Source organism: Sapientia aquatica (genome assembly GCF_004358105.1).
Classification (GTDB): Bacteria; Pseudomonadota; Gammaproteobacteria; order Burkholderiales; family Burkholderiaceae_D; genus Solimicrobium; species Solimicrobium aquaticum.
This window is the reverse complement of record NZ_SMYL01000001.1, coordinates 135241-150593: the sequence shown is the minus strand read 5'-3', so window position 1 is coordinate 150593 and position 15353 is coordinate 135241. Positions and strand designations below refer to the sequence as shown.

At 47.8% G+C, this 15353-nt stretch carries 16 protein-coding genes; 6 read left to right on the top strand and 10 right to left on the bottom strand.

Annotated features, from left to right (window positions below; all coding sequences use genetic code 11):
- The first annotated feature begins 248 nt into the window (after window positions 1-248).
- Complete coding sequence (locus E2I14_RS00720; protein ID WP_133324450.1) at window positions 249-1040, top strand: substrate-binding periplasmic protein; 792 nt, start codon at window positions 249-251, stop codon at window positions 1038-1040.
- A 111-nt stretch (window positions 1041-1151) separates the two neighbouring features.
- Here E2I14_RS00720 and E2I14_RS00715 read toward each other — a convergent pair whose 3' ends face one another.
- The 5 genes from E2I14_RS00715 to E2I14_RS00695 all read right to left on the bottom strand — a co-directional run bounded on the left by E2I14_RS00715 (window position 1152) and on the right by E2I14_RS00695 (window position 5262).
- Complete coding sequence (locus tag E2I14_RS00715; protein ID WP_133324448.1) at window positions 1152-2888, bottom strand: methyl-accepting chemotaxis protein; 1737 nt, start codon at window positions 2886-2888, stop codon at window positions 1152-1154.
- A gap of 368 nt (window positions 2889-3256) precedes the next feature.
- Window positions 3257-3898: a glutathione peroxidase gene (locus E2I14_RS00710; RefSeq protein WP_133324446.1), complete on the bottom strand. Its 642-nt coding sequence runs from the start codon at window positions 3896-3898 to the stop codon at window positions 3257-3259.
- Between the two features lie 67 nt (window positions 3899-3965).
- Window positions 3966-4400, bottom strand: a complete 435-nt coding sequence (locus tag E2I14_RS00705; RefSeq protein WP_406675690.1) for a DUF6691 family protein — start codon at window positions 4398-4400, stop codon at window positions 3966-3968.
- A 5-nt stretch (window positions 4401-4405) separates the two neighbouring features.
- Window positions 4406-4837 carry a YeeE/YedE family protein gene (locus E2I14_RS00700; protein ID WP_133324444.1) on the bottom strand — a complete coding sequence of 144 codons (432 nt, stop codon included), beginning with the start codon at window positions 4835-4837 and terminating at the stop codon, window positions 4406-4408.
- Window positions 4838-4929: 92 nt separating this feature from the next.
- Window positions 4930-5262: an ArsR/SmtB family transcription factor gene (locus E2I14_RS00695; RefSeq protein ID WP_227544543.1), complete on the bottom strand. Its 333-nt coding sequence runs from the start codon at window positions 5260-5262 to the stop codon at window positions 4930-4932.
- Window positions 5263-5369: 107 nt separating this feature from the next.
- Between E2I14_RS00695 and E2I14_RS00690 the strand changes: the two genes are divergently transcribed.
- The 5 genes from E2I14_RS00690 (at window position 5370) to E2I14_RS00670 (ending at window position 10970) form a co-directional block, all read left to right on the top strand.
- Complete coding sequence (locus E2I14_RS00690; RefSeq protein WP_133324442.1) at window positions 5370-6233, top strand: MBL fold metallo-hydrolase; 864 nt, start codon at window positions 5370-5372, stop codon at window positions 6231-6233.
- Window positions 6234-6311: 78 nt separating this feature from the next.
- Window positions 6312-6503 carry a YgaP family membrane protein gene (locus E2I14_RS00685; RefSeq protein WP_133324440.1) on the top strand — a complete coding sequence of 64 codons (192 nt, stop codon included), beginning with the start codon at window positions 6312-6314 and terminating at the stop codon, window positions 6501-6503.
- Window positions 6504-6732: 229 nt separating this feature from the next.
- Window positions 6733-8919 carry a S46 family peptidase gene (locus E2I14_RS00680; protein WP_133324438.1) on the top strand — a complete coding sequence of 729 codons (2187 nt, stop codon included), beginning with the start codon at window positions 6733-6735 and terminating at the stop codon, window positions 8917-8919.
- A 249-nt stretch (window positions 8920-9168) separates the two neighbouring features.
- On the top strand, window positions 9169-10440 hold the full coding sequence (gene waaA, locus E2I14_RS00675; RefSeq protein ID WP_133324436.1) for a lipid IV(A) 3-deoxy-D-manno-octulosonic acid transferase: 1272 nt from the start codon (window positions 9169-9171) through the stop codon (window positions 10438-10440).
- 50 nt (window positions 10441-10490) lie between these two features.
- Window positions 10491-10970: a nuclear transport factor 2 family protein gene (locus E2I14_RS00670; protein ID WP_133324434.1), complete on the top strand. Its 480-nt coding sequence runs from the start codon at window positions 10491-10493 to the stop codon at window positions 10968-10970.
- Between the two features lie 108 nt (window positions 10971-11078).
- Here E2I14_RS00670 and E2I14_RS00665 read toward each other — a convergent pair whose 3' ends face one another.
- The 5 genes from E2I14_RS00665 to E2I14_RS00645 all read right to left on the bottom strand — a co-directional run bounded on the left by E2I14_RS00665 (window position 11079) and on the right by E2I14_RS00645 (window position 15239).
- Entirely contained in the window at window positions 11079-12446 is a 1368-nt protein-coding gene (locus E2I14_RS00665; RefSeq protein ID WP_133324432.1) for a TolC family outer membrane protein, read from the bottom strand.
- Window positions 12447-12716: 270 nt separating this feature from the next.
- Window positions 12717-13040: a rhodanese-like domain-containing protein gene (locus E2I14_RS00660; protein WP_133324430.1), complete on the bottom strand. Its 324-nt coding sequence runs from the start codon at window positions 13038-13040 to the stop codon at window positions 12717-12719.
- A gap of 18 nt (window positions 13041-13058) precedes the next feature.
- A complete protein-coding gene (locus tag E2I14_RS00655) occupies window positions 13059-13712 on the bottom strand; it encodes a protein-L-isoaspartate O-methyltransferase family protein (RefSeq protein WP_133324428.1) in 654 nt (217 codons plus the stop codon).
- Between the two features lie 81 nt (window positions 13713-13793).
- A complete protein-coding gene (locus tag E2I14_RS00650; protein ID WP_133324426.1) occupies window positions 13794-14426 on the bottom strand; it encodes a TetR/AcrR family transcriptional regulator in 633 nt (210 codons plus the stop codon).
- 90 nt (window positions 14427-14516) lie between these two features.
- The gene (locus tag E2I14_RS00645) at window positions 14517-15239 is read right to left on the bottom strand and encodes a pseudouridine synthase (protein ID WP_133325674.1); all 723 of its coding nucleotides are present in this window, start codon (window positions 15237-15239) and stop codon (window positions 14517-14519) included.
- Between the last annotated feature and the right edge of the window lie 114 nt (window positions 15240-15353).

Sequence of the window (15353 nt, the reverse complement as noted above, 5' to 3'; positions counted from 1 at the left end):
CCTTACAAAGGGTAATTTATTATCCATTTACTACCATTTCGCTAACTTTGCTTTGGCTTAGCCAACAAAACACCTTGATTTAGCGCGCTTTGGCGAATGTCTCTTGCTAATGAGTGTCGTTTTACTAGACTAAATTAGTGGTCTGCCGCTCGACTTGGGCAGAACCGCTTCACAAAAATTAGTAAAAAAATTAGTAAATATATACGAGCACCTTATCGTTCACCGAATAATTCACCGTCTAAAGCGCCATGTTCCGACTTTGCCTTGCCTTGGTAATCTCTGTGCTTTGCTTGGCGCCGCCGTCAGCGCGGGGCAGCGACGCGCCGCCGATTACGATCTGCGCGGACCCAGATCCACCGCCTTGGACTTATTGGAAATTGGACGCGCATGGCAAAAAAACGGGCGAGTTTATCGGCTCATCCGTCGATATCGTTCGTGCTGTATTTAGCCAATTACACAGAGAAGTGAAATTTATCGGTGATCTGCCCTGGAAGCGTTGCCTATACGAGGTGGAAAATGGTCAAATTGATTTTGCGATGGACGCCTACTTTGATACAGCCCGTGCAGCGGTATTCGACTACTCCATTCACTACAGCACGCTAACGCCGCAACTGTTTTATTTAACTGCTAACCCGCTCATCATTAACAGCGTTGGGGATTTAAAAAAATATCATGGCTGTGGAATTTTGGGCTCAAGCTACATGCATTACGGTTTAACAGACAAAGATTTAGATCTTGGCTCTGGCTATGATTCGCTGTACCGAAAAATCCACGCTCGGCGCTGCGACTATTTTTTAGAGGAACTGGAAGTCATCAGCGGATTTAAATTAATTGGGCGAAATTACATCGATGACAGCTTGGTATCGCACAAAAGTGTTCTAGGAGCGGTAGCCCCGTCAAAATATTTAATCACTGTCAAAAACGGTAAAAATTCACACCTGCTGGTTGAGATCAATGCGGCGCTCAATGACATCATTAAGTCCGGACAAGCTCAACGAATTTGGGAAAAATACTCTCCCGGGATTCCATTTAAATATTAAAACGGCCGCAGCGATGATCCTCAATAGATCACCCACTGCGGCCATCGCTTTGTTGCCTTAGCGCTTGCGCGCACCCTGCGCGAAAATCACCAGTGTCAGCCTGCTCCAGTATTAAAACTCTTCCCAACCGTCGTGAGCCGTACTCGATGCGCTGCTTGATTTAGAACTTGATGCTGACGTTGAACTAGTCGCTGCACTGCTAATTTTGCGGGTACTTGTCGTCGATTGGGTCGCAATTCTTGGTGGCGATTTCTTTTCGACCTGCGGAGTTTTTAAAGGCTGTGCGCGCGCGGCATAGCCAGCATTTCCGGATTGCGCCTCATTCATTTTAAAAATACTAACGACCTGAGTTAGCATTGCGGCTTGCTCTTGCATTGCGCCTGCCGCTGCGGCAGCTTCTTCAACCAACGCCGCATTTTGCTGAGTGACACTATCCATTTGAATAATCGCATCATTGACTTGCGCGATGCCAAGCGATTGTTCCTGACTAGCGGCAGTGATCTCGGCCATGATGTCATTGACGCGCCGAATACTGCCCACGACCTCGCTCATGGTCGAACCAGCTTGGTCAACTAACTTGCTGCCCATTTCGACTTTTTCGACTGAATTACCAATCAACTCTTTGATTTCTTTCGCAGCCGCCGCTGAACGTTGCGCGAGGTTACGCACTTCGGATGCCACCACGGCAAAGCCGCGTCCCTGCTCACCTGCACGCGCAGCTTCGACTGCGGCATTCAACGCGAGAATATTCGTTTGAAAGGCGATGCCATCAATGACGCTAATAATGTCCACAATTTTTTTCGAGGACTCGTTAATTGCGCCCATCGTTTCAACCACCTCAGAGACAACCGCGCCGCCTTTAGCCGCCACTTCAGAAGCTGTCGCGGCTAGCTGGTTCGCTTGGCGCGCGTTGTCAGCGTTTTGTTTAACGGTGGAGGTTAATTCTTCCATCGATGCCGCTGTTTCTTCCAGCGAACTGGCCTGGGTTTCAGTGCGTGATGACAGCTCCATATTGCCGTGTGCGATTTCGGATGAAGCAGCAGTGATGGTGTCGGTGCCGCTGCGAACTTGGCCTACAATATTGAGCAGACTATCGTTCATGGTTTTTAATGCATGCAACAAAAGTCCAAATTCGTCTTTTGACGATTCATCGATTTTTTCTGTCAGATCACCCGACGCGACTTTTTCAGAAATATAGATTGCGTAGTCAAGCGATTTAATGAGTCTGCGAGTCACGAGCAAACCTATTGCCGCAACCGCGGCGGCAACGAGCACCGCAAGCAAAACCGCCTGCCATCTGGCGCTAGCAACAATGCTATTGGCGTCGCTCTCGGCCTTTTTTGCGATGACTAAGTTATAGGCATTGTGCGCTTTGAATACTTCAACAGACTTAGCAATTACGTCTTTTTGATTAAACAGAAATTGGCGCGACTCCTCGACTTTACCCTCGGCGATCATCGCGCTGATTTTGTCGACTGCATCAAAGAAAGCGAGAACGGCTTTTCGGTCTTCGAGCAACAGATTTCGGTCGGTCTCATCTGACACTTCTTCTTTCTCATAATGCGCCAATTTATCCAGCGTCACTTGGCGCAATCCTTTTATTTTTTCGGCGGCGTCATTGCGTTTTTGATTATCGGTCTGGTCAATAAATTGCCACAACGTGGTGCGAACTCGCATGAAGGCGGTCGACGCGTCGTCCAAGACGATCAAACTTGGTACGACATTGATTGTTGAATAGTTTGCAGCAGTAAAGACGCGGTTAATTTGATAAAGACTAATGCCACCCAAGCCCACCAATCCAACCACCACTATCAAAATCAACAAATACATTCGTTTTGCTATGCTCATGATTTTTTTTACCCTATGTAGTTTTATCTCACCTGCAAGCTTTTTTATTTTTTAACTACGATTAATGACTTTTCATCAACGCAAAGCCAATTAAAAGACTGCAATTGCTCAGAACCCGCAAGATTACGAATTGAGTTTAGGAAGCAGTTATTTGAATGTCAAAGTTAAATTTCAACTTTGGCAGAAGCGCTGAAGGTAACTAAGGTGGGAACGGTGTAATTTAGACAGCGCATAGCAAACAATCGTACCGTTGATGTTATGGCTAGAGATGGTGAAACTATAAGAAAAACTTTTAACGCAGACCAAATCGAAGAAGAGGAAAAAACGAGCAAGAACGCCAACTCCTGCTCGTTTTCATCGCTCAATAATTAATTAACCGCCAAGGCTTTCTCAATCGGCCCGACCAAAGTCGAACTCTCCGGCGTAGTAATACTGGAATAACTATCCACAATATTGCCTTTACGATCGATCAGGTATTTATAAAAATTCCATTTTGGCGTTGTGCCGGTGGCTTTAATTAGTGCGACATACAAAGGATTCGCTTTATCGCCTTGGACGGATGACTTGGCAAACATCGGGAATTTCACGCCATACGTATTGAAGCAAAAATCAGCGATTTCTTTGGATGAGCCAGGTTCTTGCTGGCCGAAATCATTGGATGGAAAACCTAACACCACCAAGCCTTTGTCTTTGTACTTGGCATACAACGCTTCTAAGCCTTCGTATTGTTTAGTGAAACCACAAAAACTTGCGGTATTAACTACTAACACAACTTTACCAGCGTACTGACACAGATCCTGCTTCGCATCGTCCTGCAAGCGATTGAAGTTGTAATGCAAAATAGCGGGACAAGCTTGCGGGGCAGCGGCAGTTACAGCAGGTGGCGCGGCCACAGGAATGACTTGATGCGGTGCAGTAGCGGTTTGTGCAGCGGCATTAGTCAAGGTGCCGACAGACGATATCAAGGCTAGACACAGCAGGAGTGATTGGATTTTTCTTAAACTCGACATGGTGTTTCCTTCTAAATGTGGGAGGGGAAAACAATTTAATTTTTAGTGTCGAGCAGCTTACCACTAGTTAAATTTTCTTGCGTCCGACCAAATAATGCGTCCCGATTTGAAACAACGCCATCCCCGCCAACATCGCAACAAAAAACACGATGCCCGATTGCAGCCCAGCTCCCACCAAAACCACCGCAGGCCCAGGGCAAATTCCCGCTAGGCCCCAACCAAGGCCAAAGATTGCGCTACCGAAAACTAATTTAAGATCGATGTCTTTCGCGTTTGGCAGATGAAACGGCAACCCCAACAATGACGATGGCATTTTGGCCGCCCATTTAAATCCGCCTATCATGACCGCAATGCCGGACACCATTACGAGAGCCAAACTGGGATTCCACTGCCCAGCCAAATCCAAAAATGCCAAGACCTTGGCAGGGTTGGACATGCCGGCGACGATCAAACCCAGACCGAAAATCACGCCGGACAATAAAGCGACAATAAATTTCAACATAGTAGTTATCCGATCAAATGGCGCATGACAAAAACGGTGATAAATGCCGTCGCCATAAAGCACCCAACGGCAACCAACGAGCGCTTAGAAAAGCGCGCCAAACCACAAATTCCGTGACCGCTAGTGCAGCCAGAACCCAGACGCGTGCCCAAGCCCACCAACACACCGGCAACAATTAAAACGATCGGCGAGGCATCAATTTGAATCACCGGCAAGGGCGCATACAATGTATAAATCCAAGGCGCTACCAACAAGCCGACAACAAACATTAAGCGCCACATAAAATCATGTTTTCCACTTTGAATGAGGCCGCCAACTATGCCGCTAATTCCGGCAATGCGACCATCCCACAACAACAAAATGAGTGAGGCCACACCAATTAATGCACCGCCGATCAAACTGGCGTAGGGCGTAAAGTTTGCCCAATCTATCGTCATCCCTACTCTCCCGAAATTATCTAAATCAATTTGATTCACAATCGAATTCACAGCCCGATTCTCTGCCTGATTGACTAACTGTTTCGATCAGCCTAATTCGCGCAATACAATTCATGTAAGGTCGTCAATATACGTAGCACTTTTGGATCATCGACTGAATAAAAAATCCGCTTACCGTCGCGCCGCGTTGTCACCAAACCTTCGGTTCGCAACACGCCTAATTGCTGGGATAAGCTCGGTTGGCGCAATGACACCATTTCTTCCAATTCACTCACCGACTTTTCGCCCAATGTTAGCTGGCACAATAACAGCAGTCGGTCCGGATTCGACAATGCGCGCAGAACGGCGGCCACTTCCTCAGCCGCGTTTGTCATTGCCGCCATGTCAGGTTGCTGGGTCATTGCATTCTTTGCTGATTGCGTCATCACTACTTCATCCTGTTTAAATTTTTGCTTAATGCAGATTTACATTTCATTTTTTAATATTATATACTATGATATTATGTAATTCAATATAATTTTGAGATCACCCTATGCAAGCTCATATCCATCCCTTCTTTGACGAAGCTACTTCGACGATTACTTACGTGGTGTTCGATGCGCCCAATGGGCACGCCGCCATTATTGATCCCGTGTTGGATTACTCCCCAAACTCAGCCACCACCAAAACCACATCAGCCGATTTGGTACTGCGTTTTATCGCGGACAACAAACTCACCGTTGACTGGATTTTAGAGACCCACGCACACGCCGATCACGTTTCGGCAGCACATTATTTAAAAGAAAAAATCGGCGGAAAAATCGCCATCGGCGCGCACATAAATCAGGTTCAAAAGGTCTTTAAAGGCATCTTTAATCTGGAACCAGACTTTGCAGTCGATGGCTCACAATTCGATCACCTTTTCAGCGATGGCGACATTTTTAAGATTGGTGAGCTTAAAGCGCACGCGCTATTCGTACCCGGTCATACTCCCGCCGACATGGCGTATCAAATTGGCGACGCGATTTTTGTGGGCGATACCTTGTTTATGCCTGATGTTGGAACGGCACGTTGTGATTTTCCAGGTGGTGACGCGCATATGCTGTATCAATCGATACAAAAAATTCTGGCCTTCCACGATAGTACGAGGCTATTTATGTGCCACGACTACCCGCCCGATTCGCGTACTGCATTGTGGGAAACCACGGTGGCAGCACAACGCCAGCATAATATTCACGTCAACGACAGCATTGACGAGCAAACCTTTGTTAGCCGCCGACAAGCGCGTGACGCGACTTTGAGCATGCCAAATCTAATCCTACCTTCGATCCAGATCAATATTCGTGCAGGACATTTCCCGGCACCAGAAAATAACGGCGTAAGCTATTTAAAGATTCCGCTTAATGCAGTTGGATAGCTCAACAATGGTTGATGTAGCCAATAAAGATTTAGCAGCAAATTTCGCAGTCTGTTTTGATCACCCAAGGAGAAGCATATGAGTCCCAACGTAGGTACTATCGATCGCACTATTCGCATTGCCTTCGGCGCTAGTTTAATTATCGCCACTGTCTTAGGTTATATCGGTGTTTGGGGTTGGCTCGGATTAATTCCGTTAGCCACTGGCACCTTCCGATTCTGCCCAGCTTATTTGCCGTTTGGCTTATCGACATGCAGCATGAAAAAATAATTTTTAGTTAAGTTATTTTTGCAAGGAATATCCCGTTCAATACCAAATATTGCGCGGGATTTTTTTTGATTTGCAACACAACATTTCGCCAAACTCATCAATCCCAATATTAGTCACAGACTTATCAAATCTATTTGACACTACTTGGCGAATTCTTTATTTTCTGTTGTCCGAGACAGCTTGGTTTGCCGCATCCCGGCCAATTTACATCACCGAAAAGAGAGTCCCAATGAAAAAATCACTCCTGCTAGCAAGCATTGCCGCGGCCTTTAGCACAGCCGCGTTCGCCGACGAAGGCATGTGGATGCCTCAACAATTGCCGCAAGTGGCAAAGCAACTCAAAGCCGATGGCTTGCAACTTGATCCAAGCACGCTGACCAAATTAACCGAATTCCCGATGGGCGCGATTGTGAGTCTAGGCGGGTGCTCCGCTTCGTTCGTGTCACCCCAAGGATTAGTCATTACTAACCACCACTGCGCGTATGGCAGCATCTCGCACAACTCAACACCTGAGCACAATTATTTAGCCAATGGCTTTTTGGCGAAAACAACCGCCGATGAATTACCCGCAGCGCCGGGCTCGCGCGTGTTTGTGACCACCGATGTGAGCAACGTCAGTCAAAAAGTTATCTCAAAAAGCGTCGCCAAATTAACCGGCAAAGCGCGCGTTGATGCCATCGAAAAAAATCAAAAAGATTTAGTCGCTGCCTGTGAAAAAGACGCCGGCACGCGCTGCACAGTGTCAAGCTATTACGGCGGCCTAGAGTTTTACCTGATCAAACAATTAGAAATCCGCGACGTGCGCTTGGTGCATGCACCTGCTGAAGGCGTTGGTAAATTTGGTGGCGACACCGACAACTGGATGTGGCCACGTCACACCGGCGATTACAGCTTTTTGCGCGCCTATGTTGGCAAAGACGGCAAGCCAGCGGACTTCAGTAAAGACAACGTTCCCTACGTGCCAAAACATTATTTGCGCCTAGCGTCCCAAGCACTGAAAGAAGGCGATTTTGTGATGGTGACTGGCTACCCAGGCCGCACTAACCGCCACCGTTTGCCATCTGAAATTTCGGCGACATTTGATTGGGCTTATCCTGCTTTCGTTAAAGCGTCTGGCGAACAGTTAGCGATTATCGCCAAAGAAACTAGCGGTAACGAAGACTTAAAATTGAAATACGCCAGCCAAGTCGCCGGCATCAACAACTACTACAAAAATCGCCAAGGCATGTTGGATAGCTATGCTGGTAGCGATATTTTGCCGCGCAAGGATAAGCAATTAGCGGAACTCAAAGCGTGGGTGAACGCTGATCCAAAACGCAAAGCAGAATATGCCAACGATATCGTTTTAGTAGAGCAGCAAATGGCTGAGCGGGATGCTCAAGCCAAAAACGATTTCTTGGTCAACTATTCCACTCCGCGTTTATTAGGTGTCGCCAGCCGCTTGCTGCGTTTCTCGCATGAATTCGAAAAGGCCGACATTGATCGCAAAATGGGCTACCAAGAACACGACTTAGCCCGCTTCAAATCGGGAGTTGAAGGCCTAGATCGCAGCTACGATGAAAAAGTAGATAAAGCGCTCGTATTGAATTTCTTAAAACAATATTTGGCTCATCCAAAAGATCAACGCAATGCCAACTTCGATGCAGCCTTACATCTGCGCGACGGCATGAGCGAAGCCGATCTTAGCAGCACGATCGACGCTTTGTATGCCAGCAGCAAACTGGGCAGCAAAGAAGAACGCAGCGCTTGGATCGGGAAGAAGCCTGCTGACTTCAACGCCAGCACCGATGGCTTCATCAAAGCTGCGGTAGCCATGTACGACGAGAACATCAAACGCGAAGAGCGCGATAACGAACTCGCCGGCAAAATTCAGCAATCCTATGCCAATTACATGAAGGCCAAAATCGCCTACATGAACAGCCTAGGACAAGCCGTTTATCCTGACGCCAACAGCACCTTGCGCGTGACGTTCGGTAAAGTTGCTGGTCGTGAAATGGGCGCAGACGGAACAAGTTGGACAGCATTTACCACCCTGCGTGGGGTGTCGGCCAAAAATACTGGCAGCGGTGAATTCAATGCTCCCGCAGCGCAGATTGCAGCCATCAATGAGTTCAACCAAAACGCGCTAAAAACGGGTTCTTATGGTAAATACGGCGACGCTAAATTGAAATCCGTACCAGTCAATTTCTTGGCCACACTCGATATTACCGGCGGCAATTCTGGTTCCGCTGCGTTAAATGCCAAAGGTGAATTAGTTGGCTTGGCGTTTGACGGCACATTGGATTCCATCATTTCTGACTGGGATTACAACGTAAAAAATTCCCGCTCAATCCAAGTCGATCTGCGCTACATCTTGTGGGAAATGGCGAATGTCGATCACGCTGACAACTTATTGAAAGAGTTGAATGTGAAGTGATCGAATTCTGTAGCTTGAAATAAGGTCAGCAAGAAGGCACACCGCGGTGTGCCTTTTTTGTCGAACCACAAGATATGGCAACGCTCACATCAACTGTTCCGTGCCAAGGGCAATGCAATCTAAGTCAGTAACATAATAACAATTACACATTCCCAAAAACAACTTTTTAGACCGAATTACCCCTTTCCCGCTCCTACCAAAAACAAAAATCGGTGATAATGCGGCTTCTCTGCAGACCACCTATTCCCCATGCGCATTTTGTACACCGTTATCTGGATCTTAGCCTTGCCGCTTGTTGTCGCCAGATTGTTTTGGCGCGGGCGCAAAGAGCCGGGTTACCGCGCGCATATTGCGGAACGTTTTGGACTATTTAGCTCGCCTTCGATTGCGCACGATGCACGACCAGTGATTTGGGTGCACGCGGTCTCAGTTGGCGAAACTCGGGCGGCTGAGCCATTAATTCGGCAATTAAATGTAGCCTATCCCAAGCACCGTATTCTGCTCAGCCATATGACGCCAACCGGTCGTGCAACCGGCGCGCTGTTGTTCCCACATGGCGAAGTCGAGCAATGTTTTCTGCCGTATGACATTCCTTTTTTAGTGCAACGCTTGGTCCATCATTTCCAACCCAAGATTTGTATTTTGATGGAAACCGAAGTCTGGCCCAACTTAATCTACACCTGCAAAAAAAACGCCCTGCCCGTTGCCTTAGTCAACGCGCGCTTGTCACCTAAATCACTGAAAAAAGCGCTGCGCTTGTCACGTTTAATTCTTCCTGCCAGCGCCGCCATTAGTTGTGTGGCGGCTCAAACCAAAGCGGATGCCGAGCGTATCGGTCAACTCGGCACACCGAATGTGGTGGTCACCGGAAATAACAAATTTGACGTCAATCCTCAACCAGAACAAATTGCTGCTGGATTGGCATTGCGCACGCAACTAGGAACTCGTCCAGTCTTACTTTGCGCATCGACGCGCGAGGGCGAGGAAGAATTGATTTTGGATGCGTTTATCCAAGCGAAATTACCCAAAGTCTTGCTCGTCATCGTCCCACGCCATCCCCAGCGTTTCGATGCGGTCGAACAACTCATTAAGCAACATGGCTTATTAGTGCAACGCCGCAGCACACTCGATTCAAGCAGCACAGTGGGACCTGAAATCAATGTCTTTCTCGGCGATAGTATGGGTGAAATGCCGCGCTATTATGCGAGCTGCGATGTTGCATTTATTGGCGGTAGTTTGATGCCGCTAGGTGGTCAAAATCTGATTGAAGCCTGCGCGTTAGAAAAGCCCGTGTTGATCGGACCACACACTTTTAATTTTGATGCGGTCAGCACCGATGCCATCGACGCCGGTGGTGCCTTGCGTATCGCTGATGCGCATGAGTTGATGGCGGTTAGCGCACAATTAATCGAGGATCAGGAACGTCGATTAGCGATTGGCAAAGCAGCGCTCGCTTTTGCAGAACAACATCGCGGCGCTACCGCTCGAACCATGGCGCTGCTGGCTGATTGGATTAAGTAAGCTTCGTTTTGTTGATTCGCCTTTTACATCTCATTGAGAGGAAAGTGATCATGACCGCCGCACCCGAACAACGCCCGCCCTTCCCGCCATTCACGTTAGAAACCGCCAAACAAAAAGTTCGCATGGCCGAAGACGGCTGGAATGGCCGCGATCCAGCCAAGGTTGCCTTAGCCTACACGCCGGACAGCCGCTGGCGCAATCGCTCCGAATTCCTTCAAGGGCGCGAACAAATCGCGGCCTTCCTAACCCGCAAATGGGAAAAGGAATTGGATTACCGCCTCATCAAAGAACTCTGGGCCTATACCGACAACCATATCGCCGTGCGCTTTGCCTACGAATGGCACGATGCAGCGGGTAATTGGTTCCGCAGTTATGGTAACGAGAATTGGGAATTTGATGCCCATGGATTGATGCAATTGCGGATTGCGAGCATCAATGATGTAGCGATTTCAGAACAAGAGCGCAAATATTTTTGGCCACTAGGCCGACGCCCAGACGATCATCCGGGATTGAGTGAGTGCGGGTTTTAATTGAATTAAAACCGAGATTGTGTCGAACCACCCTTCGCGGGCATCTTTAATTCATCAGCGCAGGGCATCCTCCTGGGATGCCCTGAAGCGATTTCACAAGCGCCGTAATTAGTACAGCAACGCATTAACTTTCGCCAAATCTTCTTCCGATAACGAGGCCGCCGCTGCCTTTAAACGCAAGCCGTTCATGATGGTGTCGTAACGCGCTTTGGCCAGATTTTGTTGCGTGGTGTAGAGCTGTTGCTGCGCATTGAGTACGTCGATGTTAATCCGCACACCAACTTGATATCCGAGCACATTGGAATCCAAGGCAGATTGGGAAGAAATCTCTGCCGCTTCATAGGCTTTCACTTGCGCTAAGCCACTGTTGACGCCAACAAAAGCCTGACGCGCTGAAAAGGCGGCGCTGCGTTTGGCGGCTTCATAATCGTTACCAGCCTTATCTTCCAAAGCAATCGCTTCGCGTACTTTGCTAGTGACCGAAAAGCCGGAAAAAAGCGGCACATTTATCTGAATCCCGATCGAATTTTGATTCTGCAAAAACGCAGGCTGATTAAATACCGGCGAGGCTGAGCTGCTGGAGCGATTCACATTGGCGACTAAATCTACCGTAGGCAAGTGCCCAGCGCGATTAATTGAAATCGTGCGTTTAGCAATTTCTTGATTTACTTGTGCTTCAACCACACTGTAGTTATTGATCTCTGCCGCGCTAACCCAGTCCGTCATGCTCGACGGCTGCGGTGCGGACAATTGCACTTTTTTGTTTAACGGCGTTAAGCTGTTTGGCACATGCCCAATGATTTGTTGCAAGGCGGTGCGTTTAATTTCGAGATCATTTTCGGCGGCGATTTCTTGCGCGACGGCCAAATCAAAACGCGATTGTGCTTCGTGTTGATCGGTGATAGTAGTGGTTCCGACTTCAAAGTTACGCTTGGCAATGGCCAGTTGCTCGGAGATTGCGGTCTTATTGGCGCGCTGCGCATCCAAGGTATCTTGAGCGTACAACACGTCAAAATAGGCTTGCGATACGCGCACCATTAAATCAAGTTTGGCTTGGCTAAACTGCGCTTCGCTGGTTAATACCACCAATTTACTTTGCTCATATTGCTGCCAGTTTTCCCAGTGAACTAAGGGCTGGGTCAATTGCAGCGCGTAATTGCTGCTATAGCCGCGCCCTAAGTTCAATTCCGTGTCACCTACCGTATCTTTGGTTCGGTTCATGGTGTTATTGCCAGTCAAATTCAGTCTTGGTAGCAAACCTGCGCGGCCTTGAACAGATTTTTCTTGTCCGGCGGTAAGTGAAGCCCGCGCGCTGGCAAACTGCGGATCATTTTGCAATGCGTCTTGGTAAGTCTGGAGCAAGTCCGTTGCCCACGCGGAGGTCGACAATAAACCGCTTGAAACTAGCGCTGCAAATACGACTGAGGACAGTGCAACTGAGGGCAGTTTGATCTTTTTTGTTGATGGCTTCGTCATTACAAGGCTCCGCATAAATTATTCTTAGTTAGCTTGGTTTGCTTCTACAGCACACAGGTTTAAAACAAGATGTAAAACGGTATAAAAAAAGCTCCAAGGAGCTTTTTTCGTTGGTGCAACTGTATTGAAATTCGCTTCGAGCCGCTATCAAAATGCGACCAATTGCATTATTTGGGGGGTGAAATGCTAAAAATACAGAACAAACCAACTCAATACCACGTGCGATACCAAGCACGTGACCAAGAATAAATCGAGTCGTTGGACAGGCCCTTAGTACGTCGCCATGGTTGGATCAACTTGCAAGGCCCACGCATGAACGCCACCAGCGAGATTAATCACATGGTCAAAATCATGTTGTTCTAAAAATCGGGCTACCTGCATGCTGCGTCCACCGTGGTGGCAAATACAAACGATTTGTGCCTGTTGATCTAATTCATTCAATCGCATCGGCACCGTTTGCATTGCCATATGGAAACTTTCGGGGATCTGACAAAGTTGGACTTCGGAAAGTTCCCGAACATCTAATAAAAAAGGCTGAGGGCGATTCTTATCGTTTAACCATTGCGCTAATTCGGGAGCGGTAATTTGTTCCATTGTGATATATCGCAATAATTAGAAGGAGAAAACTGGAAGTTGCTCGGAGTTAGGAACAGAAGCGACACTTGTATCAAACAATGCTTTGACTTCAAAATTAGCTTCGCTAGTGCGAGTGTACAAAAATGCGGTCATGATTGGCGCAGAACCCAAAATGACGAATAAGCGACCACCGACTTTTAATTGCTGCTTCAATTCTTCCGACAAAACTTGTAAGGAGCCTGCCACAACGATCACATCGTATTTATCTTCAGCGCACCAACCTTTGGTGGCATCGCCCAAAGCCACGGTGACATTGGTAACGCCTTCACGATGCAGTGTTTGTTCAGCGGCATCAAATACTGGCTTGGAACTTTCAACACAAATAACACTGCGTGCGTGAAATGCTAACAAGGCAGACAAGTAGCCTGTGCCAACACCGATTTGCAAAATATTTTCATGCTTTTTAACAGCAACATCCTGCACAATGCGCGCTTCTAACTTGGGGCTGAGCATCAAACTGCCATCGGCCAAGGGCAACTGGGTGTCCATAAATGCAAGCGATTGTTGATTAGCAGGCAGGAATTTTTCGCGTTTTACGATGGTTAGCAGCTCTAACACGCCCGTGTCTAATACATTCCAAGGGCGAATTTGTTGCTCAATCATATTAAAACGGGCTTGTTCTATGTTCATTGAAAGTCTCGCAAGAAGGCAAAAACGGTATTTTAGCAAACGCCGTCGGTTGGTGGCAGGTGGATTGGCTTAATTCGTCAACTAATTACTCTTGAGCAAACCGGCCAACATGATGTCGACATAGGATTCGATGTAGTTTTCGGTCAAGATCGGCTCAATCGCGCAGGATTTAAACGAGGTGTTCCATAGCATCATCATAATGATGGGTGCGGTGATAATTTTGGGGACAACGGCCAAATCAAGCTGTTTAAATTCACCACTTAACATGCCTCGATTTAACAATTGAATCAGCATCAGTTCGTTTCGATCGATCACTTCAACCCGATAAAACTCGGCAAGTTCGGGGAAATTACTCGATTCGGCGAACATCAGCTTGGCGATGCCTGACAACTTGTTGGTGTTGATATTTTCAAACCAGGTGCGGATTAAGCGCTTAAACAATTCACGGGTCGGGCCTTCAAATTCGACAATTAATTGCTCGGCCTCGGCGATATTAGGGACGATCGTTTCGCGCACGACCGCTTTAAACAACTCTTCTTTGTTTTCAAAATACAAATACAGCGTTCCCTTTGATACTCCCGCTACCTGAGCCACTTCGCTTAATTTGGTCGCCGCGTAGCCGTGTTCAACAAATAAATCTAGCGCCGCCGAGAGCAGTTCTTGCGGTCTAGAATCTTTGCGACGCGTCCAACGCGGCTTAATCTCAGTAGTCATGGCTCACTTTATTGGTAGGCAACTTGCTGGTTTACGTGTCTAAGTGTCTTTTTGTGGAATGCTGGCTTCACCGCGACAGCCAACGTAAATTTACTCTGAACTGGGTGCTAACAAGGCTAAGTGATGTTCTTCTAAATAACACCACTCGCCCTCTTCCAACCCAAGCTGCGCTAGCGTTAGCTGACCAACGGCGATTCGCTGTAACGCCGCACAATGATTACCTGCTGCCGCCAACATGCGTTTTACTTGATGGTATTTTCCCTGCTCCAAGACGATTTCACATTGATTGTCGCTAATCTTTTTACAAACCAACGCCGCTAGCGGTGCTGGCTCATCGTGCAATTGCACGCCCGCCAACATTTGGGCAATTAATTCGTCGGTCACAGCATCTTGGGTGGTGGCTAAATAGACTTTGGGCACATGACGCTTGGGCGACGATTGGGCATGAATAAATGCGCCATCATCCGACATTAATAGCAATCCAGTGGTGTCGTGATCTAGCCGCCCGACCGGTTGCACATCGCGCCATTCGCATTGTTCGGACAACAGCGTTAGCACGCCGGGATGGTGGCTAGGCTTGCGCGAACATTCGAAATTGGCGGGCTTATTTAACGCAATGTAGACGTGCTCGCGATACGGCCAGACTTCGTCAAATAATTCGAACTCTAAGCCTTCGGTAGCAAACGTGGCGCGATAATCAGTGACCACAACACCATTGATGCGCACTTCGCCATCTTCGATCAAGCTGCGGCACCATTTGCGCGTGCCAAAGCCCTGCGACTGCAAAATACGATCTAAGGATAATGAGGAGATTTTTTTCATGGGGCGAACTTTAGCAGATGCATTGTGTTACGCCAAGTCAAAGAAAGGGAAGCTTTGCCGGGATGGGCAAGTTATTGGTCTGAATTAAGAGGAAATACCGACTAG